Source organism: Streptomyces sp. NPDC091209 (assembly GCF_044757755.1).
Classification (GTDB): domain Bacteria; phylum Actinomycetota; class Actinomycetes; order Streptomycetales; family Streptomycetaceae; genus Streptomyces.
On the sequence record NZ_JBIVVR010000005.1, the window covers coordinates 517,206 to 542,010 of the forward strand.

A 24,805-nucleotide genomic window follows, 5' to 3' on the forward strand; every position below is an offset into this window, starting at 1 on the left:
CCGGGACCCTACCTTTGGCGACTACGCGGCCGGCGACCTCCTCGAAGCACGGCGCCGTGTCGAGATCCCCGTCGACGGCTACGCGGCCGTGCGCCGCACCCCGGAGGACCTCGACCACCTCGCCCGGCTGCTCGACGGGATGGAGCGGGAGACCGGTAGCACGGCGCGGGTTGCTCGACGCCCCCCGACGCACGTACCCATACCCAACTATTCATCGAACGGGTACTCCTGCCGAACAGGCGGCCGCTGTCCGACCCAAGGCCGTGATCCGGGACAGGGACGGATGCGTACCGTGAAGGCGCGTCCGCCCCTGTCCGTGTCCCTTCCTCTGCCCCCGCGCGAAAGGCACGTTCCTTGTCCTCGACGCTTTATCGAGTGTGCGAGTCCTTTCCCGACGCCCCGAGCGCGCTGACGCGGGCGCGGGCGATCATGCGTGATCTGGCCGACTGGAAGAGCATCCCCTGGCCCCAACTGGACCTGGTCACCACAGCCGAGCAGTACGCACACGCCCTTCGTTCCTTCGGCACCGCCCGCATGGTCGGGGACCGGGAACCCGGCGTCGTACCGTTCCTGGACGAGCTGCGGTGCCGCGGTGCCGTCACGTTCGACGCGGAGCAACCGTATTCCTGGTTGTTCACGGCGGACCTGCCCAACTCGTGCTGGATAGGAGCCTGTTGACGCTCTAATGGCCGGGTGTCCCGCTGTGGTGCCGGGGCCGGCCGGGACCAGGGACGGCGGCGGAACCAGGGACGGCGGTGCCGGGAACGCCGCGTTGGTAAGAATGCCGGTACGAGCGTCGGTACGAGAGCAGCCGGGCGCAGAGGGAGAGGCCCCCGGGGGTGTCCCGATCGAGGGGCCGTGAGACCGGGCGGGCGGCACAATGGCGATCATGCCCGCGAATTCGTCGTATCCGTCCTCCCTGACCTTCCAGCCGGTCCTGGAGCGCATCGCCACCGAGATCGCGCAGACGCCGGGACGTGGGCGGCCCGCCGACTACATCCCGGCGCTGGCCGCCTGCGATCCGCGCCGCTTCGGCATGGCCGTCGCGGAGCTCGACGGCACGGTGTACGGCGTGGGGGACTGGCGGCAGCCGTTCTCCACCCAGTCCATCACGAAGGTCTTCACGCTCGCCCTCGACCTGGCCCGGGAGGGCGACGCGCTGTGGGAGCACGTCGGGCGGGAACCCTCCGGCAACCCGTTCAACTCCCTGGTCCAGCTCGAATACGAGAACGGCATCCCGCGCAACCCGTTCATCAACGCGGGAGCCCTCGTCGTCACCGACCGGCTGCAGACCCGGACCGGCGACGCGGCCGGGACCCTGCTGGAGTTCCTGCGGGCCGAGAGCGGCAACCCGCAGCTCGCCTTCGACAAGGGCATCGCCGCCTCGGAGACCGCGAACGGCGACCGCAACGCGGCACTCGGCCACTTCATGGCGTCGTACGGCAACATCGACAACCCGGTGCCGGTCCTGCTCGACCAGTACTTCCTGCAGTGCTCGATCGCCGCGTCCTGCGCCGACCTCGCCCTCGCCACCGGGTTCCTGGCCCGGCACGGCATCCGTGCCGACGGCAGCAGGCTGCTCGCCCAGAGCCAGGCCAAGCAGATCAACGCGATCATGCTGACGTGCGGGACGTACGACGCCGCCGGCGATTTCGCCTACCGGGTCGGGCTTCCGGGCAAGAGCGGGGTGGGCGGCGGCATCATCGCCGTGGTGCCGGGCCGCTGCACCCTGTGCGTGTGGAGCCCGGGTCTCGACGAACGCGGCAACTCGGTGGCGGGCGTGGCCGCCCTGGACCGCTTCACGACCCTGACCGGAGTGTCGGTGTTCTAGCCGCTCCGCCCGGCCCGAGCCCGTAGCGCGGCCCCGCGGCCGACCCGGCACCCCGGATTTCGTGTCCACCACACGGAGGTCATGCGCCGGACCCCGTGAGGAGAGCGCCGCGTCGCCTTCCGGCCACCCGGCGTTGACACGCTTGCGGAGTGTTGGCCATGGCTTTCCCCGTCGATCTCCGCCGCTGCCAGGCTCTGGGCCTGGCCGGTACCGCCTTCCTCGCGCTGGGCGGCGAGACCGCGGGAGCCCTGCCCGCGCGCGACCTCCTCTCCCCCGAGTCGGGGCGGGCCGTACTGGGCCTGGTCGGGGTGTACTTCGGCGTCGTACTGCTGATAGCCGCGTGGGCGCTGCTGGGTACCGTCGTACGCGGGCCCGAACCGCCGACTCCGCGTTCCCTGCTGCTCGTTCTGGCCACCTGGGCGGCGCCGCTGCTGCTCGCGCCGCCGCTGTTCAGCCGGGACGTCTACAGCTATCTCGCGCAGGGCGCCATGGTCGACGCCCACATAGACGTGTACGCGCACGGACCCGCGCAGCTCGGCGGCCCGCTGGCCGACGAGGTGGCGCCCGTGTGGCAGCAGACGACGACGCCGTACGGCCCGGTCTTCCTCGCCGTCGCCCGCGGCCTGTCGGCGCTGACCCGCGGCGAGATACCCGCCGGACTCTTCGGTATGCGGATCGTCGCCCTGCTCGGCGTCGCCCTGATGGCTGCGGCCCTGCCCCGCCTCGCCCGGCACAGCGGCGCCGATCCGGCCGCCGCGCTGTGGCTGGGCGCGCTCAACCCGCTGGTCCTGCTGCACCTGGTGGCCGGTGCGCACAACGACGCCATCATGCTCGGTCTGCTCGGTGTCGGCCTGGTGGCCGCGCGCGGCCGATGGCCCGTCGCGGGCATCGTCCTGGTCACCCTCGCGGCACTCGTCAAGGCGCCCGCCGCGCTCGGCCTGGTGGCGGTGATCGCGCTGCGCGGGCACGGACAGGGACGTCTGGGGATCGCGCGGGCCACCCTGACGACCGCGGTGGTCGCCGTCGTGACGACGGTCGCCGCGACGGCGATCGCCGGTACGGGCTACGGCTGGATAGCCGCGCTGAAGACCCCCGTCTCACCGCACAACTGGTCACCCACCAGCGTCCTCGGGCGCGCCACCGGCGCTCTGCTCCAGAAGCTCGGCAGCGGACTCGCGCCGTTCGCGATGCCCGCCTGGCACGCCGCCGGACTCGTGGCGACGGTCGGTCTGCTGCTCTTCATATGGCTGCGGCTGCGCCCGCACCCGGTCTACGCGCTCGGCCTGAGTCTGGCCGCGGTGGCGGTGTTCGGACCGGCGATCCGCCCCTGGTACGCGCTGTGGGGCCTGTTCCTCATCGCGGCGGCGGCCCCCACCGGCTCGGTGCGGAGCCGGGTCGCCGCCGCGAGCGCGGTGCTCGCACTCGCGGTCCTGCCGAGCGGGTCGCCCGCGGACGCCGGACAGGTGATCCTCGCCGTCTCCGGCGGCGTGCTCGCCCTCGTCGTCCTCTGGCAGGCCCACCAGGCGGCGCAGCCCCCGGCGCCGGGACTGGAGCGAACGGCATGACGGGGGGCACGACGAGCGGGCCGGGCTCCAGCGGGACGACGGAGATGAGCGGAACGAGCGGGAAGAGGGGGACGACGGGAGTGAAGGTGCCGAGCGGCGGGCAGGGCCCCGGCGGCAGGCAGGGTGCCGGCGGCTTGGCGGCAGTGCTGAGCACCGATCGCCGACGGCTCTGCTTCGTGCTCGGACTGGCCGTCGTCGTCGGCGTGTTCACGGCCACCGTGCCGCTGCTGCGCGACTGGTTCGACCTGCGCGTGTACTACGGGGCGGTCGACAGCTGGGTCCACCACGGCGGCAGCATCTACGACTACCGGGTGCCGGGAACGACGTACGGCTTCACCTATCCGCCGTTCGCGGCCGTCGGCATGCTGCCGATGGCGCTGGTCGGGCTGGGTGCGGCGATCGCCCTCGGACTGCTCCTCAACCTCGCTGCCCTGGCCTCCGTGGTGGGCATCCTGGTCGGTCCCGAGCTGCGCCGCTACGGCTGGTTCGGCTTCGCCCTGACGGCCTGTCTGCTGGCGCTGCTCGAACCGGTCCGCGACACCTTCAGCTTCGGCCAGGTCAACCTGGTGCTGCTCGCCCTGGTGCTGAGCGACGCCTGGCTGCTGTCGAGCGGGCGGGGCCGCCGGGCGGGCGTCGGCATCGGCCTCGCCGCGGCGATCAAGCTCACCCCGGCCCTGTTCATCGCGCTGCTGCTGCTCGGCCGCCGCTGGCGCGCCGCCGGTGTCGCCACGGCCGTCGCCTTGGCGGCCACCGCGCTGGCGGCCTGGGTGGCGCCGGACGCCTCGCGCTTCTACTGGACCGACGCGCTGTGGGACACGAGCCGCATCGGGCGCCTGGCGTACGTCTCCAACCAGTCGTTGCAGGGAGTGCTGGCCCGGCTCGTGGCTCCGGAGGAACCGAGCAGGGCCCTGTGGGCGACCCTGGCCCTGCTGGTCCTGTGCGTCTGGGCGTGGCGGACCTCGCGTGCCCTGGCCGACGAGGACTGGACCGCCGCCTTCGCCCTCACCGGACTCGCGGCCTGTCTCGTCAGCCCGATCACCTGGGTGCACCATCTCGTCTGGCTGCTGCCGTCCTTCGCCGTGCTGCTGCACCGGCGCCGGCTGCGGGTGGCGGCGGCCCTGTACGCGGTGCTGTGCAGCAGCGTGGTGTGGCTGTGGTTCGACGACGCCTCGGGCCTCGACGGTTTCCTCGGCAGCAACACCTATACGTGGATCACGCTCGGCCTGCTGCTCCGGCTGCCCGTCGGTCAGCCGCGGTTGGCCCGGCCCGCCTTGACCCGCAGGGCGAGAGCGACACCCGCGGCGCCCAGCGCGGCGGCGCCGGCGATCTCCGCCGCGTCGGACCAGCCGAGCCCCGCGTCGTCCCCGGACGCGGCGGACACGGCCGGTGCGCCGGTCACGGGCCGGGCGGTCGTCGCCGGCCGCGGCGCGCGACCCGGCCGTGCGGCGGGCCCGCCCGAGGCGGAGGGACCGGCCGCCGGCACGGAACGCGTGTCGACCAGCGTCCCCACCGGATCGACACGGCCGTCCGCCTCGAAGCCCCAGTCGAGCAGTGAGCGCGCCTCGTCGTACACGGTCAACCCGCCGCCCGCCTGAGGGTTCATCACCGTGACGACGAGGGTGCGCGTGCCGTGCTTGGCGGCGGCGACCAGGGTGTTGCCCGCATTGGTGGTGTAGCCATTTTTGACACCGATCAGACCGGGGTACGGTTCGACCCCGTTCGCGCCGGTGAGCAGCCGGTTGGTGTTCTGGATCCCGTACGAGGAATCCCCTTCGCCGGGGAACATCGCCTCGGCGGTGGAGCAGTACCGCGCGAAGTCCGGGTTGCGCAGCCCGGCCCGCCCGAACACCGCCAGGTCGTACGCCGACGAGACCTGCCCGGGTGTGTCGTACCCGTCGGGCGAGACGACGTGGGTGTCGCGGGCGCCGAGGGCGCGGGCCTTGGCCTGCATCTGGGCGGCGGTGCTCGTCCAGCCGCCGTTCATCGAGGCGAGCACGTGCACGGCGTCGCTGCCGGAGTTGAGGAAGACACCGCGCCACAGGTCCGCCACGCGGTAGGTGATGCCCTCGGCCACGCCGACCATGCTGCTGCCGGCGCCGATGCCCTCCAGCTCCTCCTCCTTGACGGTGTGCCGGAGGCTGCCGGGCAGCGTCGGCAGGACGGTGAGGGCGAACAGCGTCTTGAGGGTGCTGGCGGGCGGCAGTCTGCGGTGGGCGTTGTGCGCGGCGAGCACGTCTCCGGTGCCGGCGTCGGCCACCACCCAGGACAGCGCGGAGATGTCCTCGGGGACTTCGGGTGCCCCGGCCCGGGGCCGTACCTGTGTCCCTGGTCGATAGAGCGACGAGGGTGGCGACGCGGCGGGCTGCGGCGCCCCGGGGTCCGCGTCGGTGAGCGCGGCGGCCGGGCTCTGCGCAAGGGCCAGCACACCGGCCACGCAGACGGCGGAGCAGGAGACGGCGGCGCGGGTGACCGCGGAGCGAGAAGCGGCGGCCCGGAATGAGAATCCGATGGTCATACCGCAAACGTAGGAACGGACGCGCGACACGCCGGGGTGGCCGGGCCGAGCGGCGGCGTCGAGCACCCGGATGCCACAGGCGCGGGGGTCAGGAGGGCAGGGTGGGCTGAATCCGGCGCAGGAAGTCGGCGTTGTCCGGGGTGGCGCGCAGCCGCTCCAGGAGGGTTTCCAGGTTGGCCTGCCCGTCGCGCGTCCGCAGGGCGCGGCGCAGTCCTCGTACGGCGGCCAACTCGGGTGCGGACAGCAGGAGTTCCTCGCGACGGGTGCCGGAGGGGGTGATGTCGACCGCGGGGAAGACGCGCCGGTCGGCCAGGGTCCGGTCGAGCCGGAGCTCCATGTTGCCGGTGCCCTTGAGCTCCTCGAAGAAGAAGTCGTCGGCGCGGGAACCGGTCTCCACCAGGGCGGTGGCGAGGATGGTGAGCGAGCCGCCCTCCTCGGCGAGGCGCGCGGCGCCGAACAGCCGCTTGGGCCCCTGGAGCGCGGCGGCGTCGACACCGCCGCTGAGGGTGCGCCCGCCGGCCGCGGCCGCGTTGTTGTGCGCCCGGCACAGCCGGGTGAGCGAGTCGAGCAGGATCACCACGTCCTGGCCCGCTTCGACGAGCCGCTTGGCCCGCTCGATGACGAGCTCGGCGAGCGCGATGTGCTCCTTCGGCGTCTGGTCGAAGGTGGAGGCGTAGACCTCGCCGCGCACGGAGCGCCGCATGTCGGTGACCTCCTCGGGCCGCTCGTCGACCAGCACCACCATCAGATGGCATTCGGGGTGGTTGCCGGCCACGGCGGCGGCGATCTGCTGGAGCAGCACCGTCTTGCCGGTCTTGGGCGGGGCGACGATCAGGCCGCGCTGGCCCTTGCCGACCGGTGAGACCAGGTCGACGAGGCGTCCGGTCAGTCCGCTCGCCGGGTGCTCCAGCCGGAGCCGGTCGCGCGGGTGCAGTGGCGTGAGGTCGGCGAAGTGCGGGCGGCGGCGCAGCTCTTCGGGTGTACGGCCGTTGATCCGCTCGACCTCGGTGAGGGTCCGGGGCCCGCCGCGCACACCTTCCACGGTGTCGCCCTTGCGCAGTCCGTGACGGCGGATCAGCGCGGGGGGGACCTGGAGGTCGGTGGGCGAGGGCAGGCAGTTCGCGGAGCGCAGGTGCCCCTTCCCGTTGCCGTCGATGTCGAGGACACCGGTGGCGGTCTGGGCTGGGGGCCGCTGCTGTACCGGGGGGTGTTCGAGTGTGGTGGTCATGGGATGTCCTTTCACGGACGGGAAGGCGTGTGACATGCGCGAGGAGGGAAGAGGCCGCGAAGGGAGGCACGGGGCGCGCCTCGGTGCGGCGGGAGCATCGCCTCGGGTACGACGGGATCGATCCCTGGCCGTACTCGGGAGGTGGTGCCGAGAAGCTGTTCAGCCGGTCGGAAACCGCGGCGTGACAGCGGGAGAAAGGAACTGGCACCGGCGCCTGAACAAAGAGGCGTACACGAGTGCTGATGTGACAGTACCACTCTTGCGGCCGCTTCGACAGTGATCCGCGTCCCGGTCACGCGCAACGTCTTGGTACCGCCCCCTGCGGAAGACCCGTCGCAACGGGCGAACGCGCAGGTCGCGCCCCTGGGCACGGCTCGGACGGGAAGACCGCCAGGGCGTAGGGGTGAGCCGCACGCGTACGCGATACCCGTGCTCCGGCCGTGCGGTTTCGGTTCCCCGTCGGCGCCCCTACCCTGAACGGAGCGGCTTTCGAGCAGCTCGCCGGTTCCTTCGGCCCGATCGGATCACCGAGGTGAGGACCATGACCACGATCGCCATCATCGGAGCGGGCCCCGGTCTCGGCGCCGCCGTCGCCCGGCGTTTCGGCCGCGAGGGCTTCGACGTCGCGCTCGTCTCGCGCAGTCAGGAGCGGGTGGACGGTCTCGTCGCCGAACTCGCCGACGCCTCGGTCACGGCACGCGGTTTCGCCGCCGACGTACGCGACCCGAAGGCCCTCGCGGCGGCCCTGGACGCCGCGTCCGGAGCCCTGGGCCCGATCGAGGTGCTCCAGTACAGCCCGCTCCCGCACCCGGACTTCATGCGGCCGGTCCTAGAGACCCGCCCCGACGACCTCATCGGCCCGATCGAGCTCTCCGTCTACGGGCCCGTCGCCGCGGTGCGCCAGGTGCTCCCCGGGATGCGCTCGCTCGGCCGTGGCACGGTCCTCCTCGTCAACGGGGGCAGCGCGGTGATCCCGCACGCCGACCGGGCGGGCACCTCGATCGCGTTCGCCGCCGAGAGCGCGTACGGCCATCTCCTGCACGACACCCTCGCCGACGACGGCATCCATGTCGGGCAGCTCATCATTCCCGGCGAGATCATCCCCGGGCACCCGCGGAAGGACCCGGACGCGCTCGCGGAGGCGCTGTGGGGTATGCACCGGGAACGGCACGGATTCCGGCACTTCGCCGACGACCTCGACAGCTGACACTCCCTCACGGCCCGCAGGACCGACGGGACATGACGTCGGCGCTGTGCTCCGGGACATCCGGCGACAGCCGTTGGCCGAGCTGCTGCGCATGCTGCTCTGAGCAGGCACAATCGATCGTCGTACGGCGCCCGATGATGTCGTACGACCGCCAACTCGGCCCAGCAGCAAGGAGAACACGGTGGACACCTCGCCCGTCACGCCGCACCGCATGGACCCCGCGGGCGGCTGCCCGCACGCCGACAACGCGCGGCTGCTCGCGCGGGGCGCCGTCGCGACGGTGGTACTGCCCGGTGCGGTGGAGGGCGCGGCGGTGCTCGGGCACGAGGCGCTGAAGGAGTTCCTCGCGCACCCCGATGTCGCCAAGGGGGCCCGGCACTTCACCGCCCTGCGCGAGGGAACGATCGCCGCCGGCTGGCCGCTGCTCACCTTCGCCACCGTGCAGGGGATGACGACCGCCGACGGTGACGACCACCGTCGGCTGCGATCCCTCGTCAGCAAAGCCTTCACCGTGCGACGGGTCGAGCAACTGCGCCCGCGCATAGAGGAGTTGACCTCCGGGTTGCTCGACGGGCTGCACGCGGCGGCGGAGACGGGCGGGGGAGTGGCCGACCTGCGCCGCCACTTCGCGCTCCCGCTGCCGATGGGCGTCATCGGTGAACTCCTCGGTGTCGACGCCGAGTACCGCGACCGGCTCCATCATCTGACGAACCAGGTCGTCGCCACCGACATCGGCCCCGAGCAGGCTGTCGCCGCCAACCGCGAACTGGTGGCCGTGCTGAGCGCCGTCGCGGCCGCACGCGCGGAGAACCCCGGCGACGACCTCACCAGCGCGCTGATCGCCGCCCGGGACGAGGACGGCGACCGGCTCAGCCAGCAGGAACTCATCGGCACCCTGGTCCTCATGATCATCGCCGGGCACGAGACCACCCTGAACCTGATAACCAACGCCGTACGGGCGTTGTGCGGGCACCGGGACCAACTGGAGTCGGTCCAAAAGGGCGAGTCGAGCTGGGCGGACGTCGTCGAGGAGACCCTGCGCTGGAACGCCCCCGTCAGCTACTTCCCCTTCCGCTATCCGGTACGGGACCTCACCATCGACGGGACCGTCATCCCCCGGGGCACGCCCGTCCTCGCCGGGTACTCGGCCGCCGGCCGCGACCGGGCCGCGCACGGGCCGGACGCCGACCTCTTCGACGTCACCCGACCCGGACGGCCGGGCTCCGTCCGGCACATCTCCCTCGGGCACGGCGCCCACTACTGCCTCGGCGCGCCGCTCGCCCGGATGGAGGCCACCATCGCCCTGGAACGGCTGTTCACCCGCTTCCCCGACCTGGACCTCGCCGTGCCCGAAGCGGAGCTCACCCAGCAGGCCAGCTTCGTCGGCAACAGCGTCCAGGTCCTCCCCGTGCGGCCCGGCACCTCCCGTGTCTGACGGCGCTCCTGAAAAAAGGATGTCGCCGCCTGTCGATTCGCCGGGGCGCCGTCCGTCGGTGGGGTGTAGGAAGCTCATGAGCACCGGGAGGAACCATGAAGTACATGCTGCTCGTCTGCGGCGACGACACCGCTGACGCCTCCGGCATGGCGCCCGTCGAACCCTGGGTCGAGGAGCTGGGCGTCGAGCGGGGCGTGCGGCTGCACGGGCACCGGCTCCGGCTGCCCGCCGAGGCGGTCACCGTCCGGGTGCGTGACGGCGAAGTGCTGCGCACCGACGGGCCGTTCGCCGAGACGAAGGAGTACGTCGCCGGTTTCGACATCCTCGACTGCGCGGACATGGAGGAGGCGATCGAGGCCGCCGCCAAGCATCCGGTGGCCGCCATCGGCGCCATGGAGGTCCGCGCGTTCTGGGACGACGAGGACGCCGAGGGGCAGATCCGCCGCCTCGACGCGGAGCTCACCGAGGCCGCCCGCGAACGGGACGTCGACCGGGCGATGGCCTGCTACGCCCCGGACGTCGAGGTCTACCCCGCGAGCGGCCGGGAACAGAGCGGCGTGGACGCCCTGCGCAAGGCCGGGGAACTGTGGCTCTCGACGCTCGCCGGCCCCGCCGACCGCGAGGTGCTCGACTTCCGGCTGCGGGTCGACGAGAGCGTCGCCTTCAGCCACGCCCTGGTCCGCCTGCGCGCACCGCTCGTCGACGGCGGAACGCTGGACGTCACCGCACGCGTCACCACGGGATACCGCGCGGCAGGCGACCGCTGGCGGATCGTCCACCAGCACGCGTCGGTGGCATCGGCCGCCGACCTCCCGGGGACCGGGAGCCTCCGGCCGTGAAGTACGCCCTGTTCCTCTGCACGCCCGTCGGCGGCGAGGAGATCGGTCCCGAGGAGATCGCCGGCGACCCCCGGTTCACCTCGTACGTCCACGTGGTGCGCGATCGCGGCATCGTGACGGGCGGCGCCCGGTTGCGGCCGGCCTCCGACGCCACCACCGTACGGGTCCGGGGCGACGAAGTCCTGCTCAGCGACGGACCGTTCGTCGAAGCGGAGGAGTACGTCGCGGGCATCGACATCATCGAGGTCGCCGACCTCGACGAGGCCATCGCGCTCGCGTCCCGGCATCCGGCGGCGCTGGGCGGCGGTTCGGTGGAGGTGCGGCCGCTCTGGGAGTGAACGACGGCGTCGAGGAGGCGGTCGCGGCCGCCTTCCGCGAGGAGTGGGGCCAGGTCGTCGCCACCCTGATCCGGGTGACCGGCGACTGGGACCTCGCGGAGGAGTGCGCTCAGGACGCCTTCGCCCAGGCGCTCGACCGGTGGCGGCGCGACGGAGTACCGCGCCGCCCCGGCGCCTGGCTGACCACGGCCGCGCGCAACCGCGCCCTGGACGTGCTGCGCCGGGAGGCGGTCGGTGCGCGGAAGCTGCGGGAGGTGGCGGTGTCGACGCGCGACGAGGAGCCGTACAACCTGTACGACCCGTACAGCCCGTACGATCCCGACGGCCCGGGACGCGACGACGGGAGCGGAGTCCACGACGACCGGCTGCGGCTGCTCTTCACCTGCTGCCACCCGGCGCTGGCCATCGAGGCCCGGGTGGCGCTCACCCTGCGCACCCTGGCCGGGCTGACCACGCCCGAGATCGCGCGCGCCTTCCTCGTCCCCGAGGCGACGATGGCGCAGCGTCTGGTGCGCGCCAAACGGAAGATCCGCAACGCGGGTATCCCGTACCGCGTACCGCCCGCGCACCTCCTGCCCGAACGCACCACGGGCGTCCTCGGCGTGCTCTACCTGCTCTTCAACGAGGGGTACGCCGCCACGGCCGGGGCCGATCTGGTGCGCACGAACCTCTCCGCCGAGGCGATCCGCCTCGCCCGCGTCCTGGCCCGCCTGATGCCCGACGAGCCCGAAGTCCTCGGCCTCCTCGCGCTGTTGCTGCTGCACGACGCCCGGCGAGGCACGCGCGTCGACGCGGCGGGCGACCTGGTCACGCTGGAGGACCAGGACCGTACCGCCTGGGACAGGTCCGAGGCCGACGAGGGCGCCGCGCTGCTGGAGAGCGCCCTTCGCCGCAGAGGCCCCGGCCCGTACCAGATCCAGGCCGCCATCGCCGCCTGTCACACCACCGCCCGGACGGCCGAGGAGACCGACTGGGCCGACATCGCGGCCCTCTACGGCGAACTGAGGCGCTTCGTTCCCTCCGCCGTGGTCCGGCTCAACCGGGCGGTCGCCGTGGGTATGTCCGAAGGTCCCGACGCCGGGCTCGCCCTGGTCGCCGAACTGGAGGCGGAGGGCGAGCTGGACGCGTACCACCTGCTGTCCGCCACCCGCGCGGACCTGCTGCGCCGGGCCGGACGCACGACGGAGGCCGCCGAGGCGTACGAGAAGGCACTCGAACTGGTGGAGAACGCGGCCGAGCGGAGGTTTCTGGTGAAGCGGCTCGCGGAGTGCCGATCGGCGTAGGGGCCCTGCGGTGGAGGTGCTTTCGTGCGGCGCTTCAGCCGGAAGCCCGCCCGGCTGGAGCCGGGGCAGGCCCCCGGCGGGGCTTCTCCGGGTCCGATCCGGGTCCGGAAGGACGGTGAAACCCCGTGGACCAAGACCGCACCGCAGCCCCGGACCGAGGCACGGATCAGATCCGGACGCCGAACTGGAAGGGCATGTCGGCCATCGACTCGTTGCGGACGAACGCGCCGGTGTGCGGGGCGTGCAGCACTTGGCCGTTGCCGGCGTAGAGGCCGACGTGGTGCTGGTCGCCGTAGAAGATGACCAGGTCGCCGACCCGTAGATCACTCTGCGAGTAGATGCGGGTGCCCGCGTTGGCCTGGGCCTGCGAGGTGCGCGGAATGGTCACGTCGGCCTGGGCGTACGCCCAGGAGGTGAGGCCCGAGCAGTCGAAGGTGCTGGGGCCGGAGTGGGCGTACGCGTACGGTGATCCGATCACGCTCTGGGCGGCGGCGAACGCGGCGGCGGCGCGTCCCGAGGCGGCCTTGGTGGTGCCGAGGCCGACCCGCTCGTCGGCGCGGGTGGCCCGCTCCTGGTCCTGGGTGGCCAGCGCCGCCTTCTCCTGCGTCGTCAGCGTGTTCAGGAGCTTCTGCGCCGCGCCCAGCTTGCTCTGGACTTCCTTCTTCTTGCTCGCGAGTTTGGTCCGGGTGTCGGCGAGGTCCTTGAGCTTCGCGGAGGCCTCGGAGCGCTGCTGGGCGAGCGAACGCTGCTTCTCCTGGACCTTCTTGAGCGACTCGGCCTGCTGAGCGGTCAGCTGGTCCATGGCCGAGGCCTTGTCCAGGAAGTCGTCCGGGTTCGAGGAGAGGAAGAGCGCCACGGAGGGGTCGATGCCGCCGGTGCGGTACTGGGCGCTGGCCATCGAACCGAGGCCGTCGCGCAGCTCGTTGAGCTCTTCCTGACCGCGGGCCACGTTGTCCTGCAGGGAGTTGATCTCCTTCTGCAGTTCCTTCTGCTTCTCCTGGGCGCCGTCGAGCTTCTCCGTGGCCTGCTCGGCCTCCTGGTAGAGCTTGTCGACCTTGGACTTGACCTCGTCCTTGTTCGGCTTCTCGGACGGCGCTGCATTGGCGACGTTGGCGCTGAGGGCTACGGCGGCAGCGGCGGCTGTGGTGAGCACGGTCACACGGGTGCGGCTCGGCTGCTTGGGTCGACGGTGGGACGCCACGAAAGCGAGCTCCTTCTTCTTTCGGCCGCCTGCCGAATGCGCCGACGAGCGGTGATCCTTTGCTGTCACCCCGGCGAGTGAACAACCGAGCAAAGGTTCGGGTGGCGACTGTAGTGACTCAGTCTTCATTAGAGCAAGTGGCGTTGTAATGCCGGATGTTGAGTGACAGGGACGAGTGACGGCTCCCTTCAGGGTGTTGCCGGTGAGGCGGCAGGTGTTGATTTGGATTCGACCGGTCAAGGCGACACTCTCGGCTGATGTGCGAAATCCCGGGCACTCGCGCGGCCGGTTGTCGAGCTTCGTCGCGATGGCGTCAAGCTCGTCCTGGCCGAACGTCGACAGGTTTGTTCCTTTGGGCAGATACTGCCGGAGCAGCTTCTCGATCGGCCGGTCGTCGGTGATCTGTGAACGCCACTGGCCTTTCACCGTGTGGCGCTTGTTCTTCCGGATCGGGCGGCTGGTTCGAACGCGACTGCACAGTTCGCGGGGGGACCACCTGTCAGCGGGTGGTGTGGATCGTCCGGTGGACCGTCTCGTGGGTGATCTGCGTCCGCGGGTCGTCCCCGTGACGCAGACGCAGGTGCCCGACGATCTGTTCGGGCGACCACTCCTCCGGCAGCAGGGGCAGCGCCGTCTGCCTCCGACCGGCACCGTCGCTCTGGCCGGTTGGATCCGAGTCCGTCAAAGCGGATCTGGTTCAGCGGGAACCTTCGGCCGGTTGCCGGACACGTATAGGGCATGGAACTGAATGACGCTGGTCCCGCCGTACCGGTCGGAGGGATATCTGATCGAGAACTGTGGGCGAGGGCCGTCGACGGTGACCGGGAGGCGTTCGGTCGGATCTTCGACCGTCATGGGAAGACCGTCTACAACCACCTGTTCCGGCGGACGGCCGACTGGTCCGAGGCCGAAGACCTCACGTCGACCGTGTTCCTGCATGCCTGGCGTCGGCGGTCGGAGACGGTGCTGGACCGCGACTCGGCCCTGCCGTGGTTGCTGGGCATCGCCGACCGCCTGCTGTCGAACACCAGGCGGCGGCTGAGGCGGGCCGAGGCGTTGCTGCGCCGGCTCGTCTCGCACGACGAGTCGGTGGGCGACCACGCGGACCGCGTCGCCGTCCTGGTCGACGACGAGCGTCGTATGTCGGAGATCCACCGGGCGCTGGCTCGGCTGCCGCGCCACGAACGCGAGGTCGTCGAGCTCTGCGTGTGGTCGGGCCTGGATCAGCAGGCGGCTGCGGCAGCGCTGGAGGTGGCGGTCGGGACCGTGAAGTCCAGACTGCACCGGGCGCGGCGGAGGCTGGGGGCCGACCTCGTCGGCAGATCCACGGTGCCGGCGTCATTCAGTTCGAGGAGTCCCGTCAACGCGGAAGAGGTCGCACGATGAATGACATGCCGGGCATTCCCGCGGCTCCTTCCGATCGTGATCTGCCGAACCACCGGCGGACCCGAGAGGAGCTACTGATGAAGATCGGTCCAGAGGACAACCGTGCTTCGCTGCGACGCAGGTGGGGAGTGCCGCTGGGTGTTGCCACCGGCGTCGCGGCGGTGAGCGTCGCGGCCGTGGCCGCCTTCAGCGGGGTAGGGGATGCCAAGCCGCTGCTCGCCGGTCCTGCCGGAAACCCGACGAGCGTCGCCGCGCCACCGAGTCCGATCACAACGCGTGGCTCCACGTCGGCCGGAGCCGGGTCGGCGCCGTCGTCGACTCGCACGACTTCCACCCCGGACGCGTTCGCCGTCACCAGCGGGACGACGAGCCCGATCGACGCGGGGACCGTCGCCAAGATCCTGGCCTCCTGCCTGGGCTCGGATGCCTCGAGCTACCACGCGGTGGTCGCGGCCCGCGCTCCCGTCGCCTCGCGGGACGGGGACGGTGTGGTCGTCGCCGTCAACTCCGCCGATCAGTACGTGCAATGCCAGTCGAAGGGCGACAAGGGCAACAGTCAGGATTCCCCGCCCACGTTCATCAACAATCGCCTGTGGGGCACCGGTCGTACGATCGAGTATTTCGACTCCATTAGCGAGGCCACCGGCAAGGGGCGATATCTCATGTTGGGCGCCGGGCATTACACATCCGACATTGCCAAGATCGCCATCAGCTACGGCGATAATCCGAAGCAGTACCCGGCTGTCATGGCAGGCGGCGCGTTCGTCTACGCGGCGGCTCTCTCCGTCGACAACCCCGGCTCGCACTATGCGGGCCCGAGTCCCTACGTCCATGCCTACAACGCAGCCGGTGAGGAGGTCTACAACCAGGAGAAGGACCCGCAGTTCACCAACGACCGGTAAATGGGCCATTCGGTCGACCTTATTGCTGCCCGGCGAAGCCGAAGGACTGCGCGCCGGTCTCGCCGGCGCTGAGGATGAGCTCGCCCGGATCGACAGGCGTTCCCGCAAGCAAACGGTCGTCGGTCTCGGTATGCCTACGGCCTGGAGCGAAGATCGTCGAGTGCCGTGCGGATCGGGCGGACGCCGGCGCTCTCGGCGGCAACTGGCGCGAGCTGCCTGTCGAGCGGATCCGTGAACTATGGCGTCACAAGAACCTGACGGCCCGTCTGGAGAGGCTTCTCAGCCACCTGCAGTCCGGCTACGACGGCTGCTCGCCGTTGTCGAAGGCGGCGGCGACAGGCCGGCCGACCGATGCCGCGTACCATCACCGCCCCGGCCGAAAGCACCGGAGCGGGTCACCGGACCGGTTCCCGGACCACTGCCGACCTCGCCTTCCTCGCCTACGCGATGAAGGCCCCGGCCCCCCCGCCCGGCAGTCAGCCGGCGGGCGGGCGGGCAGGGAAGCGGCAGACGAGGGGGCGCCGACGGCCTCGGCAGGGTTGCAGGTGGGGGCAACTGATCATGGGAAAGCCGAGATCGGTGCCGTGTGACACGGCGCCTGCCTTGCCGGTGAAGGGTGCATGTGGGAGGCGGGTTGCCTCCCTGACCCCTCTACCGTGCCGACGCCGTGAGGCCGGGCAACATGCGCCGCCGCGTGCGGGCTTTGCCGCGAGAGGCTCACCTCAAGGGGCCAGGCAGCCAGCCGTGCGGTGTCAGTGGTTCTCCCAGTCCGGTGCGAAGAAACGGGCCCCGCTGACGACGGTGTCTCCGGCTCGGGCGGCTCGCACGGACATGTTGAGCTCCTCCGGTCCCGGACCGCCGTCGCAGTGGACCAGCCAGCCCAGGCCGTGCTCCTCGATGTGTCGGATCACCTCTGCGTCGACCTCGGAGACCTTCCGGCCGATCAACGGGATGCCGTCCCATTCGACCTGGGGCCCGGTGCGCCCGTGCACGGTCACGGCAGCCAGGGCGGGAACGCCGTCCGGGTAAGCGACCGCCCCGTCCAGCGCCTCCCTGACCTGATCAGGGCTCCACCAACTCACCGGCACATTCCCCAGAAGCGCTGGAGCGGGGTGGGCAGGCGCCCGCGCATCCCGAGGACCTGAGGGCCGCCGAGGTGCCGGCCGCGCTGGAGTTGCTGGCCGGTCCGTGGCGGGCCCCGCTCCGGCTCATGGTCCGTCATCGGGTGGCCGCATACGTCGCCACGTTCGTGCTCGTCCTCGCCACCAACAGAGCGCTGGTACTGAGCGGGACTGTCTCGTACAGCGTGTGGGGCTGGATCTGGTACGCGCCCCTCCTGCTGGCCGACGGAAGGCTCAAGCTGGCCCGGCGGGTGGCTCGGCAGCGGGTGATCGCCGCGATGGAGGCCCGGCACGCCGACGCCGTCGCCTCCGCGGACTAGCCGGCCTTTCCTTAGCGACCCGACGAGGGCCAATAAGACGGCCGCAAGAGGCCCTGCCCCTGGAGGGGGTAGGGCCTCTTGCGGCGCAAGGGGTCTGCGTTGGAGGTGCTTCCGCGTCCGGCGTTTCAGCCGGAAGCCCGCCCGCTGGAGCCGGGACAGGCCCCCGGCGGGGCTTCTCCGGGCCCGATCTGGGTCCGGAAGGACGGTGAAACCCCGTGAATGATCAACGCCGACGGGATAGCACCACACCTGCTGACCTGCACAGAAGAGGAAAGGAAGGGGTGTTCGGGGAAACCCGGGGCAACGTTCTGACGAGGGTCCCTTCGTCGGTGGGGTTGAGGAACCTCCCGATGGTCGTCGGGAGTCGGCAGCAGCCACCCGACGTCCCAGGAGGGTTCCATGACCGCCGAAGTCCCCAAGTCGCGAAGCAGGAGAGCGCTTCGCCTGCTGCTCGCGCGCCGTGCACGACCGAAGGACGCGGGCCCCGCGCGGCCCGCCCCCCACACGGAGGCGGTCCCGGGAGCGCCGGACGTCTGGCTGCCGGCCTTCGCCTGGGGAGCTGACCCTGCCCGTGCTCAGTGTCCCGCCCGTCGCCCGACGAGCTCGAAGACGCCGTAACCGAATCCCTCGGTGTACACGGTGTCGGCGTCGATCCGGATGCCGGCGGCCTCCAGGAAGCGGGCGCCCGCGGCGCCGTCGTGGCGGCAACTCGCCGGTTCCCGGCGTGGGTTGACCGCGACGAGATACCGGCCGCCCCGCACGTAGACGAACGGATATCCGGCGTGCACCACCTCGACCGAGCCGCCCGGCCCCAGCTCCGGGGTGCCGGAGCGCAACGCGACGAGGCGTCGTACGAGATGCAGGAGCGAGGTGTCGTCGGCCTGTTGGGCGGCGACCGTCGGGCGGTCCGGGGACGGGTCGAGCGGGAGGTACAGACGATCGGCGGGGGCGCTGGAGAAACCGGCGTTGGGGCTGTCGTCCCACTGCATCGGGGTACGGGAACCCGCGCGGTTGTAGCGCGGTCCCAGCACGCTGCCCTCCTTCCCGGGCAGTCCCGGAACGAAGCGCATGCCGATCTCGTCGCCGTAGTAGATCGCCGGAAGGGTCGGCCAGGTCAGCTGGAAGGCGAAGGCGACGGGCAGCTGATCGGCCTTACGGGGGCCGCAGTTGAGGCGGGAGAAGTCGTGGTTGGCGGTCGGGAGCGCGACGAACCCGTCCTCGCCGAGCGCGGAGACCGCGTTGCGCCAGGCTTCCACGAAGGGGAGCGGGGAGCCGCGGCCCTCGGCGTCGAAGAAGCAGTCGAGCGGGTCCCAGGCCTCGTTGACCGTGCCCTCGCCGTTGCTCCAGAGCGAGCGCAGGGCGAGCCCGTCGGTGGGACCGCCGAACTGGAGGAAGAAGTCCGCGTGGAACCCGGCGGGGACGGACACTTCGGGTTCACCCCACTCCGAGAGCAGCACGGCGTCCGGATGCGCGCGGTCCAGCCAGTGCCGCAACTCCGTCCAGATCGCGGCCGTTTCCCTCTTGTCCGGGTCGTCCTTCACGAGCGAGGCGGCCATGTCCACGCGGAAGCCGGACAGCCCGAGGCCGAGCCAGTGGTCGATGACCGCGCGCAGTGCGGCGCGGTTGGCGCGCGGGCCCTCCGCGTCGACCGGCAGGCGCCAGGGCTCGGCCGGATCGGTGCGCCCGTAACCGAAGTTGAGAGCCGGCTGGAACGCGAAGAAGTTCGGCAGATACGCCCCTGGGCGTGTTCCGGGGGAGGGGACGAAGCCGTCCGGGGCGCCCTCGGGCGCCCAGATGTACCGGTCGTCGGCCGGATCGTCCATCGCGGCCCGGAACCAGGGGTGTTGGTCGGACGTGTGACCCGCGACGAGGTCGAGGAGCACGCGGATGCCGTGGCGGCCCGCCGCGTCGACGAGGCGGGCGAGGTCGTCGGACGAGCCGTAGCGGGGTGCGACGTCCAGGTAGTCGGCGACGTCGTATCCGGCGTCGCCGAACGGGGACACGAAACACGGGTTGAGCCACACGGTGTTGACGCCCAGCCACGCGAGGTGGCCGAGGCGCTCGGCGATTCCGTCGAAGTCGCCGATGCCGTCGCCGTTCGAGTCGGCGAACGACTGCGGGTAGATCTGGTAGAAGACGGCGTCGGCCAGCCAGTCGGGGGCGGGGCGGAACGAGGTCATGGTCGGGACGATAGATCAGCGCCCCCGGAGCCCGCTGCCCCACGGGCCGCCGTTCGGCTGTCGTTCGACCGATGTCACCGCCGCGGGAGTCACCCCGGCCGGGCAGGCATCCTCCGTATCCTGCGACCCGATCCGCGCAACAGCCCCTAAGCTCGGCGAGATGTTCACCCCGCAGGGTCCCACGCTCCGCGAACTGGCCGTGCAGGCCCTCTCGTCGATCGAGCACGGCTACGACCTGCTCGCGCCCAAGTTCGACCACACGCCGTTCCGGACCCCGGACGCGATCCTCGAAGCGGTGGGGCGGGCCCTCGCGCCGAGGGGACCGTTCGGCGCGGGACTCGACCTGTGCTGCGGCACCGGCGCGGGCATGGAGGTCCTGCGGGACCTCTGCCGGGAGAGCGTCACCGGCGTCGACATCAGTACGGGCATGCTGACGGTCGGACGCGCCCGGCTCGGCGCCATCGGCGCACCGACGCCGGCAGCGGCGCGCGACGGCGGGGCACCGTCCCCTGCCGGGGTATGGGCCGATGGGTCACTGTCCCGGGTCGCGACCGGCGATGGCGGGTCACCTTCCCTCGACGGGACGCGCGACGGCGGGTTGGGGTCCTCGGCCGGGACGGGCACCTGCGGGTCACCGTCCCCGGCCGGGAGGCGCGATGGCGGGTCGCCGTCCTCGGCCGGGTCGGGCGCCGGGTCACCGTCCCCGGCCGGGAGGCGCGACGCCGCGTCGCCCTCCCCGGACGTGACAGGCGACGAGGGGGCACCGTCCACGGCGGCGAGGTGCGACGGCGGGTCCCCCTTCCCGGCGACGGGGTCCGGCGAGGGGGCACCGTCGGTCGCCTGGGTGCGTGGAGATGCCCGGGCTCTTCCCTTCGGGCCCGCGTTCGACCTGGTGGTGAGCTTCGGCGCCTTCGGGCACTTCCTGCCGAGCGAGCTGCCCGGCCTGTTCGCCGGGGTCCACGCCGTGCTGCGCCCCGGCGGACGCTTCGCGTTCCCGGTCACGGCTCCGCCGCGGCCCAGCTCGCCCTGGTACTGGGCCCTGCTGGGCTTCGACACGGTGATGCGGGTGCGCAACGCCGTCCGGCGGCCGACCTTCGTCATGTACTACCGCGCGTTCCGGCTCGGCGACGTACGGCGGGAGCTGGCGCGGGCCGGATTCCGGACCGAGCTCCACCCACTGACCGAGTTCGGCCGCCGACGGGACGGCAGCCCGCGGGCCCGGATGGTCGTGGCCACGCGTGTGGACACCTCCGGAGGGCCCACCGGGGTCGCCTGACGGGCAGGCCCGGGCTCTCGCGCCCGGGGTGGACGCCGGTCCACGCCCTCTCGCCGGACGCGCCGAGGAGGGGGTGGGACCGGCATCCGGCATCCGCGCGGGCGCTCGCCCGTCAGGTGCGGATGAACGCGAGCAGCAGCCACGGACCGTGGACGAAGACGACCGGTACGCGGGCCGTGGCATCGGCCCGCTCGATCCGTCGTACGTCGTTTGAGGTCATGGCGGGACAGCCCTCAGACGCGAACAGCCCTTCCGGGATCGGTCAGATGACCGCGCTCCCGCTCCGGACGGCTGGGCGGCCCCGCAACGGCCTCCGCCTCTCCCGTCGCTCCCACCCCTGTCCCCGGCCGCGGGAACTCACTCGGCCGCCGGAAGCGTGAACTCGTAGACCAGCGCGTCCTGTTGGGCGTCCACGGTCAGGTCGGTGATCTCCAGCGGCCGGTCGTACTGGTCGTGCACGCGCCGGGTGACCCGCACCGACTGCGAAAGCCGGGTGATCGCGTCCCGGTGATGCAGGGTCAGTCCCGCCTTGCGCATCCAGTCGTAGGCGCGTGACAGCTGCGCCGAGGCGTGGCCGTCCGCGCGGTCGCGGTAGCGGGCGAGCTCCTCGACCTCGGTCACCGCGATCGCGGAGAAGGACGTCACGGCCGAGCGCAGCCCGCTGCCGTCGGCGGCGGCGGACTCGTAGCGGTGGACCAACGTCGCCCGCAGCGGGGCGAGTCCGAGGGCCTCGGCGTGATCCGGTGGGGGAGCCTCCCAGGTCACGGTGGCCCGCCGGCATCCGTCGGGTTCGCCGGTGTGCGCGCCGACGGGGAAGTCGAGGGACGGGACGTGCTCGGCGCCGGTGCCGGACAGCGTCGCATGGCTGCCACGCCGGTCGGTGGAGACCTGGCCGTCGCGCCGCAGCAGCTGCAACGCCTGCCGTACGGTCTCCCGGCTGACGCCGAATCGGGTGGCCAACTCTCTTTCTCCTGGCAGGCGTTCGCCGGGCGGGATGCTCCCGTCGCGCAGCTCGCCGAGCAGTTGCGCGGCGAGCCGTGCGTAGAGCGGTTCGTGGTCGGACGGATGGGTGGTGCGGGCCATGTCCGCGCCTCCTGCGTGGTGACAAAACGTAGCCGCGTGGGCTCAGTGCGCCACCACATCTAGCATTGGTCTAAACCACCAGGAAAGAGCGCCCGGATACTTCGGCCGATTTCAGTCCGCGCCCCTGGTCGGCCAGGGGCGTTCGGTGAGCCCGCGACCCAGGGCGCCGACGAACGCCGACTCCCTTGGGTCGACTGCGATGCGCGGGTCCGCGCGGCTCATCGCGCACCCCGGCGACATCCCGCTTCCGGGCCCAGGAGATCGCGAGACCCGCCGAAGCCGCCGTGTCCGAAACCCCTCGGACCGCGCGCGTACGGGCTGTTGACCCGCCCGCTCGCGCCGGAGGGGACCCGGGCGAAGGCAACGTACCGCGTTGGTGACGGTGTTGGTGTCATCTGATGAACATCACCGTCTCGGGCCAGGCGAGCGGACGGGCCGCGTCGCGCCCCGGCTCGTGACGGACGAGCGGTCCCGCTACTTCCGTGCCTCGACGAGAGCCCGGAGATCGGAGTGCAGGTGGTCGAGCGCGCCGCGGTACAACTGGGGTCCGACGGAGACCCGGGCCACGCCGATCGCACGCAGTTCGGCGAGCGATCCTTGTTTCAGCGGAAGACCGGCGTTCACCGGCGCGCCGACCTCGGCGACGACGGCCCGGAGGTCGTCAGGCCCGGCTCCGGGCGGGAACACGCAATCGGCACCGGCCGACCAGTACGCCTCGGCCCTGCCGATCGCGTCGGCGCGCTTCTGGTTCTCGGCCACCGGCGAGGTGGGGAAGAACGAGTCGATCCGGGCGTTGATGACGAGCGGCACCCCGATGCGGTCGGCGGCCGCGCGCATCCGCGCGATGTAGCCGGCGCGGACATCGACGTCGATCAGGCCGCCGTTGGCGTGATCACTGTCCTCGATGTTGCAGCCGGCGACTCCGATCCCGGTCAGCAGTTCGACCAGTTCCTCCGGCGCCATTCCGTAGCCGGCCTCGGCGTCGACGGTGACGGGCGCGTCGACAGAGGCCGCGATGCGTCGGGCGACGAACATCATCTCCTCGCCGGGGGCGCCCTCGCCGTCGTCGTAGCCCAGAGCGGCGGCGATCGCGTTGCTCGCGGTCGCGACCACCGGGAAGCCCGCGTCGACGACCGTGCGGGCGCTGCCCACGTCCCAGGCGTTCGGCAGCACCAGCGGAGCGCCCGGGACGTGCAGGGAACGAAGCAACCTGGCCTTGTCGGCCGTATCGGTCTCGGTCCGAGTGGACATGATCGCCTCAGTCGACAAGTGCGCCGGCGGACAGATTGGCGATCGTTCCCGTCATCGCTCCGGCTCGGTCCGAAGCCAGGAACGCGGCCGTCTCCGCGACTTCGGAGAGGGTGGGCAGCCTCTTCAACAGCGTGCCCTGCACCATTCCGCCGCCTTCGAGCATCTCCTGGACCGACTGCCCGGCCGCCGCGGCGGCCGGCGTGAAGAGGTCCTTGGTGTACGAACCCGCTGCCGGCGCATCGACGACAGCGTGTGGCCGGATGCAGACGACCCGGATGTTGCCGGGCGCCAGCTCAGCGGCCAGGACCCGTGAGAAGGCCTCCTTGCCGGCCGCGCTCACGCTGTGCCCCAGGATGCCGCCCGCGGCCAGTTTGGACCCCGGCTCGGACAACGTCAGGATGACGCCAGGACGCTCGTGACCCATGTGCTGGGCCACGGCCTTGCTGGTGATGAACAGGGTCCGCAGAAACCCGTCGACCGGCCGCATGAACTCCTCCAGCGAGAGGTCCGCCAGCAGAGTTCCCTGGTCGTGCGGGACACTCACGGCGTTGAGGGCGATGTCGATGCCGCCGGCCGTCGCCGCGATCTCGGCGGCGTGCTTCTCGACCGCCTGCTGATCGAGTACGTCGACCTGAGCGGTCTCCACCGTTCCGCCCATGGCGGCGATATCCCGCGCCACGGCGTCGAGCTTCGCCTGCGTCCGTCCGGCGATGAAGACTTTCGCGCCTTCCCGGGCGAACACCCGTGCGACGGCGCCGCCGATAGCGCCTCCGCCTCCGTAGACCACGGCGTTCTTGTCGTCGAGCAGCAATCCACTCATGTCTCCTCCAAAGGTGAATGACTCTTCCGAACGAATACGGCGGCACCGGCATCGGTCGAGGAGGCCGCCAGGGATCTGTTCCGCCGGTCTGTCGGTCAGCCGTTCTTCTGGCGCTGGATCTGTTCCGCGATGCGCTTGATGCGGTTCAGCCGCGCATCCCAGCTCCTGCCCACTTCATTGAGTTGCCGGACGGCGCGGGCGAGCTGCGCCTCGTCGACCTCGTAGCGCCGCTCGCGGCCCAGCGGTGTCGCGTGCACGAGCCCTGCGCGGTCCAGGACGCCCAGGTGTTTGGTGACCGCTTGGCGTGAGATCGGGAGACGATCGCTCAGGCCGGTCGGCGTACCGACTCCTTCCGTGAGCAGGAGGTCGAGCAGGCGGCGCCTGACCGGGTCGCCGATCGCCGACCAGAGTTCGTCGTCGAAGGCCACGGTCATTGCGCCACCACCGAAGGGGCGTAGCTCCGCAGCCGGGGCAGGAACAGGTCCCAGCCGCGCTCGTGGTCGTGGAAGGCCTCCTCGAGTACGGCCGCTTCCCAGCCCTTCTCCCGCCAGCCGCTCTCGGTCAGGCGCAGGATCGTGCCGTCGCCGGAGGGTTCGAGCTCGATGGTGACGAGGAGGGAGTTGTCCGCGTCGGGGCGCTCACCTTGAGGGGCGACCCAGCGGAACGCGAACGTGTGGGGCGGATCCACGTGCATCACCGTGATCGCCTCGACCGCGGCGCGGTCGCCCCACACCAGTTCGCCGACGGCGCCCGGCGCGGACTCGAACGAGGCGTCATCGGACCACCACATCCGGATGTGCTCGGGGCGGCTCACCACATCGAAAACGATCTCCGGCGCAGCATCGATGCGGATCTCGCGCTCCAGCTTCCCGAACTCCACCACGGGCCTCCAATAAGCAACCATCGGTTGCGTATAACGATAGTGGCGACCCTGGTGATCCGCAACCTTGTGTTGCGTAATGGTCGTGGCGGCTCGGCCCGGAGGACGGCTGGTGGGAGTGGTGGCGAACTCATCCGCGTCTGC

22 protein-coding genes and 4 pseudogenes are annotated in these 24,805 nt (G+C 71.5%); 15 read left to right on the top strand and 11 right to left on the bottom strand.

The features are described 5' to 3' along the window. The 5 genes and pseudogenes from ACIQRL_RS17845 to ACIQRL_RS17865 form a co-directional block, all read left to right on the top strand. Nucleotides 1–220, top strand: a pseudogene (locus ACIQRL_RS17845) (GntR family transcriptional regulator); the annotation flags it as partial. Nucleotides 221–375: 155 nt separating this feature from the next. Continuing rightward, complete coding sequence (locus ACIQRL_RS17850; RefSeq protein WP_401332435.1) at nucleotides 376–678, top strand: hypothetical protein; 303 nt, start codon at nucleotides 376–378, stop codon at nucleotides 676–678. Between the two features lie 202 nt (nucleotides 679–880). Continuing rightward, a complete protein-coding gene (locus ACIQRL_RS17855; RefSeq protein WP_401332241.1) occupies nucleotides 881–1,831 on the top strand; it encodes a glutaminase in 951 nt (316 codons plus the stop codon). A 158-nt stretch (nucleotides 1,832–1,989) separates the two neighbouring features. Then, complete coding sequence (gene mptB / locus ACIQRL_RS17860; RefSeq protein ID WP_401332243.1) at nucleotides 1,990–3,396, top strand: polyprenol phosphomannose-dependent alpha 1,6 mannosyltransferase MptB; 1,407 nt, start codon at nucleotides 1,990–1,992, stop codon at nucleotides 3,394–3,396. 44 nt (nucleotides 3,397–3,440) lie between these two features. Next, complete coding sequence (locus ACIQRL_RS17865; RefSeq protein WP_401332421.1) at nucleotides 3,441–4,991, top strand: glycosyltransferase 87 family protein; 1,551 nt, start codon at nucleotides 3,441–3,443, stop codon at nucleotides 4,989–4,991. Nucleotides 4,992–5,050: 59 nt separating this feature from the next. Here ACIQRL_RS17865 and ACIQRL_RS17870 read toward each other — a convergent pair. Together ACIQRL_RS17870 and rho are read right to left on the bottom strand one after the other, a co-directional pair. Then, nucleotides 5,051–5,911, bottom strand: a pseudogene (locus ACIQRL_RS17870) (D-alanyl-D-alanine carboxypeptidase family protein); the annotation flags it as partial. A gap of 88 nt (nucleotides 5,912–5,999) precedes the next feature. After that, nucleotides 6,000–7,175, bottom strand: coding sequence for a transcription termination factor Rho (gene rho / locus ACIQRL_RS17875; protein WP_401332245.1), 1,176 nt, complete (start codon nucleotides 7,173–7,175; stop codon nucleotides 6,000–6,002). A 505-nt stretch (nucleotides 7,176–7,680) separates the two neighbouring features. On the opposite strand from rho, the gene ACIQRL_RS17880 reads away from it, so the two are divergent. The 5 genes from ACIQRL_RS17880 to ACIQRL_RS17900 all read left to right on the top strand — a co-directional run bounded on the left by ACIQRL_RS17880 (nucleotide 7,681) and on the right by ACIQRL_RS17900 (nucleotide 12,241). After that, nucleotides 7,681–8,346, top strand: coding sequence for an SDR family NAD(P)-dependent oxidoreductase (locus tag ACIQRL_RS17880; protein ID WP_401332247.1), 666 nt, complete (start codon nucleotides 7,681–7,683; stop codon nucleotides 8,344–8,346). A gap of 181 nt (nucleotides 8,347–8,527) precedes the next feature. Beyond that, on the top strand, nucleotides 8,528–9,781 hold the full coding sequence (locus ACIQRL_RS17885; RefSeq protein ID WP_401332249.1) for a cytochrome P450: 1,254 nt from the start codon (nucleotides 8,528–8,530) through the stop codon (nucleotides 9,779–9,781). Nucleotides 9,782–9,876: 95 nt separating this feature from the next. Further along, nucleotides 9,877–10,620 carry a nuclear transport factor 2 family protein gene (locus ACIQRL_RS17890; RefSeq protein ID WP_401332251.1) on the top strand — a complete coding sequence of 248 codons (744 nt, stop codon included), beginning with the start codon at nucleotides 9,877–9,879 and terminating at the stop codon, nucleotides 10,618–10,620. Then, nucleotides 10,617–10,958, top strand: a complete 342-nt coding sequence (locus tag ACIQRL_RS17895) for a YciI family protein (RefSeq protein ID WP_401332252.1) — start codon at nucleotides 10,617–10,619, stop codon at nucleotides 10,956–10,958. The genes ACIQRL_RS17890 and ACIQRL_RS17895 overlap by 4 nt, the downstream gene beginning before the upstream one ends. After that, nucleotides 10,949–12,241, top strand: coding sequence for an RNA polymerase sigma factor (locus ACIQRL_RS17900; RefSeq protein ID WP_401332422.1), 1,293 nt, complete (start codon nucleotides 10,949–10,951; stop codon nucleotides 12,239–12,241). The genes ACIQRL_RS17895 and ACIQRL_RS17900 overlap by 10 nt, the downstream gene beginning before the upstream one ends. Before the next feature lie 166 nt (nucleotides 12,242–12,407). On the opposite strand, the gene ACIQRL_RS17905 is transcribed toward ACIQRL_RS17900, so the two are convergent. Continuing rightward, entirely contained in the window at nucleotides 12,408–13,442 is a 1,035-nt protein-coding gene (locus ACIQRL_RS17905) for an NlpC/P60 family protein (RefSeq protein ID WP_401332254.1), read from the bottom strand. Nucleotides 13,443–13,941: 499 nt separating this feature from the next. Continuing rightward, nucleotides 13,942–14,127, bottom strand: a complete 186-nt coding sequence (locus tag ACIQRL_RS17910) for a hypothetical protein (RefSeq protein WP_401332256.1) — start codon at nucleotides 14,125–14,127, stop codon at nucleotides 13,942–13,944. A 53-nt stretch (nucleotides 14,128–14,180) separates the two neighbouring features. On the opposite strand from ACIQRL_RS17910, the gene ACIQRL_RS17915 reads away from it, so the two are divergent. Both ACIQRL_RS17915 and ACIQRL_RS17920 read left to right on the top strand, forming a co-directional pair. Continuing rightward, complete coding sequence (locus tag ACIQRL_RS17915) at nucleotides 14,181–14,828, top strand: RNA polymerase sigma factor (RefSeq protein ID WP_328665042.1); 648 nt, start codon at nucleotides 14,181–14,183, stop codon at nucleotides 14,826–14,828. A gap of 77 nt (nucleotides 14,829–14,905) precedes the next feature. Then, nucleotides 14,906–15,730, top strand: coding sequence for a hypothetical protein (locus tag ACIQRL_RS17920; RefSeq protein WP_401332258.1), 825 nt, complete (start codon nucleotides 14,906–14,908; stop codon nucleotides 15,728–15,730). Nucleotides 15,731–16,482: 752 nt separating this feature from the next. On the opposite strand, the gene ACIQRL_RS17925 is transcribed toward ACIQRL_RS17920, so the two are convergent. Next, nucleotides 16,483–16,812, bottom strand: coding sequence for a hypothetical protein (locus tag ACIQRL_RS17925; protein ID WP_401332260.1), 330 nt, complete (start codon nucleotides 16,810–16,812; stop codon nucleotides 16,483–16,485). Between the two features lie 74 nt (nucleotides 16,813–16,886). Between ACIQRL_RS17925 and ACIQRL_RS17930 the strand changes: the two genes are divergently transcribed. Next, a complete protein-coding gene (locus tag ACIQRL_RS17930; RefSeq protein ID WP_401332262.1) occupies nucleotides 16,887–17,171 on the top strand; it encodes a hypothetical protein in 285 nt (94 codons plus the stop codon). Between the two features lie 575 nt (nucleotides 17,172–17,746). Here ACIQRL_RS17930 and ACIQRL_RS17935 read toward each other — a convergent pair. Beyond that, nucleotides 17,747–19,351 (bottom strand): alpha-amylase family glycosyl hydrolase, encoded by a 1,605-nt coding sequence (locus ACIQRL_RS17935; protein ID WP_401332263.1) that lies wholly within the window; start codon nucleotides 19,349–19,351, stop codon nucleotides 17,747–17,749. Between the two features lie 160 nt (nucleotides 19,352–19,511). Here ACIQRL_RS17935 and ACIQRL_RS17940 point away from each other — a divergent pair. Together ACIQRL_RS17940 and ACIQRL_RS17945 are read left to right on the top strand one after the other, a co-directional pair. After that, nucleotides 19,512–19,817, top strand: a pseudogene (locus ACIQRL_RS17940) (methyltransferase domain-containing protein); the annotation flags it as partial. A 363-nt stretch (nucleotides 19,818–20,180) separates the two neighbouring features. Then, nucleotides 20,181–20,627 (top strand): annotated as a pseudogene (locus ACIQRL_RS17945) (class I SAM-dependent methyltransferase); the annotation flags it as partial. A gap of 357 nt (nucleotides 20,628–20,984) precedes the next feature. On the opposite strand, the gene ACIQRL_RS17950 reads toward ACIQRL_RS17945, so the two are convergent. The 5 genes from ACIQRL_RS17950 to ACIQRL_RS17970 all read right to left on the bottom strand — a co-directional run bounded on the left by ACIQRL_RS17950 (nucleotide 20,985) and on the right by ACIQRL_RS17970 (nucleotide 24,685). Further along, nucleotides 20,985–21,710, bottom strand: coding sequence for a GntR family transcriptional regulator (locus ACIQRL_RS17950; protein ID WP_401332265.1), 726 nt, complete (start codon nucleotides 21,708–21,710; stop codon nucleotides 20,985–20,987). 474 nt (nucleotides 21,711–22,184) lie between these two features. Next, on the bottom strand, nucleotides 22,185–22,961 hold the full coding sequence (locus tag ACIQRL_RS17955; RefSeq protein ID WP_401332267.1) for an isocitrate lyase/phosphoenolpyruvate mutase family protein: 777 nt from the start codon (nucleotides 22,959–22,961) through the stop codon (nucleotides 22,185–22,187). Nucleotides 22,962–22,968: 7 nt separating this feature from the next. After that, the gene (locus tag ACIQRL_RS17960) at nucleotides 22,969–23,781 is read right to left on the bottom strand and encodes an SDR family NAD(P)-dependent oxidoreductase (protein WP_401332269.1); all 813 of its coding nucleotides are present in this window, start codon (nucleotides 23,779–23,781) and stop codon (nucleotides 22,969–22,971) included. A 95-nt stretch (nucleotides 23,782–23,876) separates the two neighbouring features. Beyond that, the gene (locus ACIQRL_RS17965) at nucleotides 23,877–24,215 is read right to left on the bottom strand and encodes an ArsR/SmtB family transcription factor (protein WP_401332271.1); all 339 of its coding nucleotides are present in this window, start codon (nucleotides 24,213–24,215) and stop codon (nucleotides 23,877–23,879) included. Beyond that, nucleotides 24,212–24,685, bottom strand: coding sequence for an SRPBCC domain-containing protein (locus ACIQRL_RS17970; RefSeq protein ID WP_401332273.1), 474 nt, complete (start codon nucleotides 24,683–24,685; stop codon nucleotides 24,212–24,214). The genes ACIQRL_RS17965 and ACIQRL_RS17970 overlap by 4 nt, the downstream gene beginning before the upstream one ends. Between the last annotated feature and the right edge of the window lie 120 nt (nucleotides 24,686–24,805).

Excerpts from the sequence above, each read along its gene's own strand:
- ACIQRL_RS17880 (WP_401332247.1), top strand. The coding sequence starts at position 7,681 with ATGACCACGATCGCCATCATCGGAGCGGGCCCCGGTCTCGGCGCCGCC.
- ACIQRL_RS17865 (WP_401332421.1), top strand. The coding sequence starts at position 3,441 with ATGAGCGGAACGAGCGGGAAGAGGGGGACGACGGGAGTGAAGGTGCCG.
- ACIQRL_RS17890 (WP_401332251.1), top strand. The coding sequence starts at position 9,877 with ATGAAGTACATGCTGCTCGTCTGCGGCGACGACACCGCTGACGCCTCC.
- ACIQRL_RS17950 (WP_401332265.1), bottom strand. The coding sequence starts at position 21,710 with ATGGCCCGCACCACCCATCCGTCCGACCACGAACCGCTCTACGCACGG.
- rho (WP_401332245.1), bottom strand. The coding sequence starts at position 7,175 with ATGTCACACGCCTTCCCGTCCGTGAAAGGACATCCCATGACCACCACA.
- ACIQRL_RS17935 (WP_401332263.1), bottom strand. The coding sequence starts at position 19,351 with ATGACCTCGTTCCGCCCCGCCCCCGACTGGCTGGCCGACGCCGTCTTC.
- ACIQRL_RS17915 (WP_328665042.1), top strand. The coding sequence starts at position 14,181 with ATGGAACTGAATGACGCTGGTCCCGCCGTACCGGTCGGAGGGATATCT.
- mptB (WP_401332243.1), top strand. The coding sequence starts at position 1,990 with ATGGCTTTCCCCGTCGATCTCCGCCGCTGCCAGGCTCTGGGCCTGGCC.
- ACIQRL_RS17960 (WP_401332269.1), bottom strand. The coding sequence starts at position 23,781 with ATGAGTGGATTGCTGCTCGACGACAAGAACGCCGTGGTCTACGGAGGC.
- ACIQRL_RS17920 (WP_401332258.1), top strand. The coding sequence starts at position 14,906 with ATGAAGATCGGTCCAGAGGACAACCGTGCTTCGCTGCGACGCAGGTGG.
- ACIQRL_RS17970 (WP_401332273.1), bottom strand. The coding sequence starts at position 24,685 with ATGGTTGCTTATTGGAGGCCCGTGGTGGAGTTCGGGAAGCTGGAGCGC.
- ACIQRL_RS17855 (WP_401332241.1), top strand. The coding sequence starts at position 881 with ATGGCGATCATGCCCGCGAATTCGTCGTATCCGTCCTCCCTGACCTTC.
- ACIQRL_RS17955 (WP_401332267.1), bottom strand. The coding sequence starts at position 22,961 with ATGTCCACTCGGACCGAGACCGATACGGCCGACAAGGCCAGGTTGCTT.
- ACIQRL_RS17965 (WP_401332271.1), bottom strand. The coding sequence starts at position 24,215 with ATGACCGTGGCCTTCGACGACGAACTCTGGTCGGCGATCGGCGACCCG.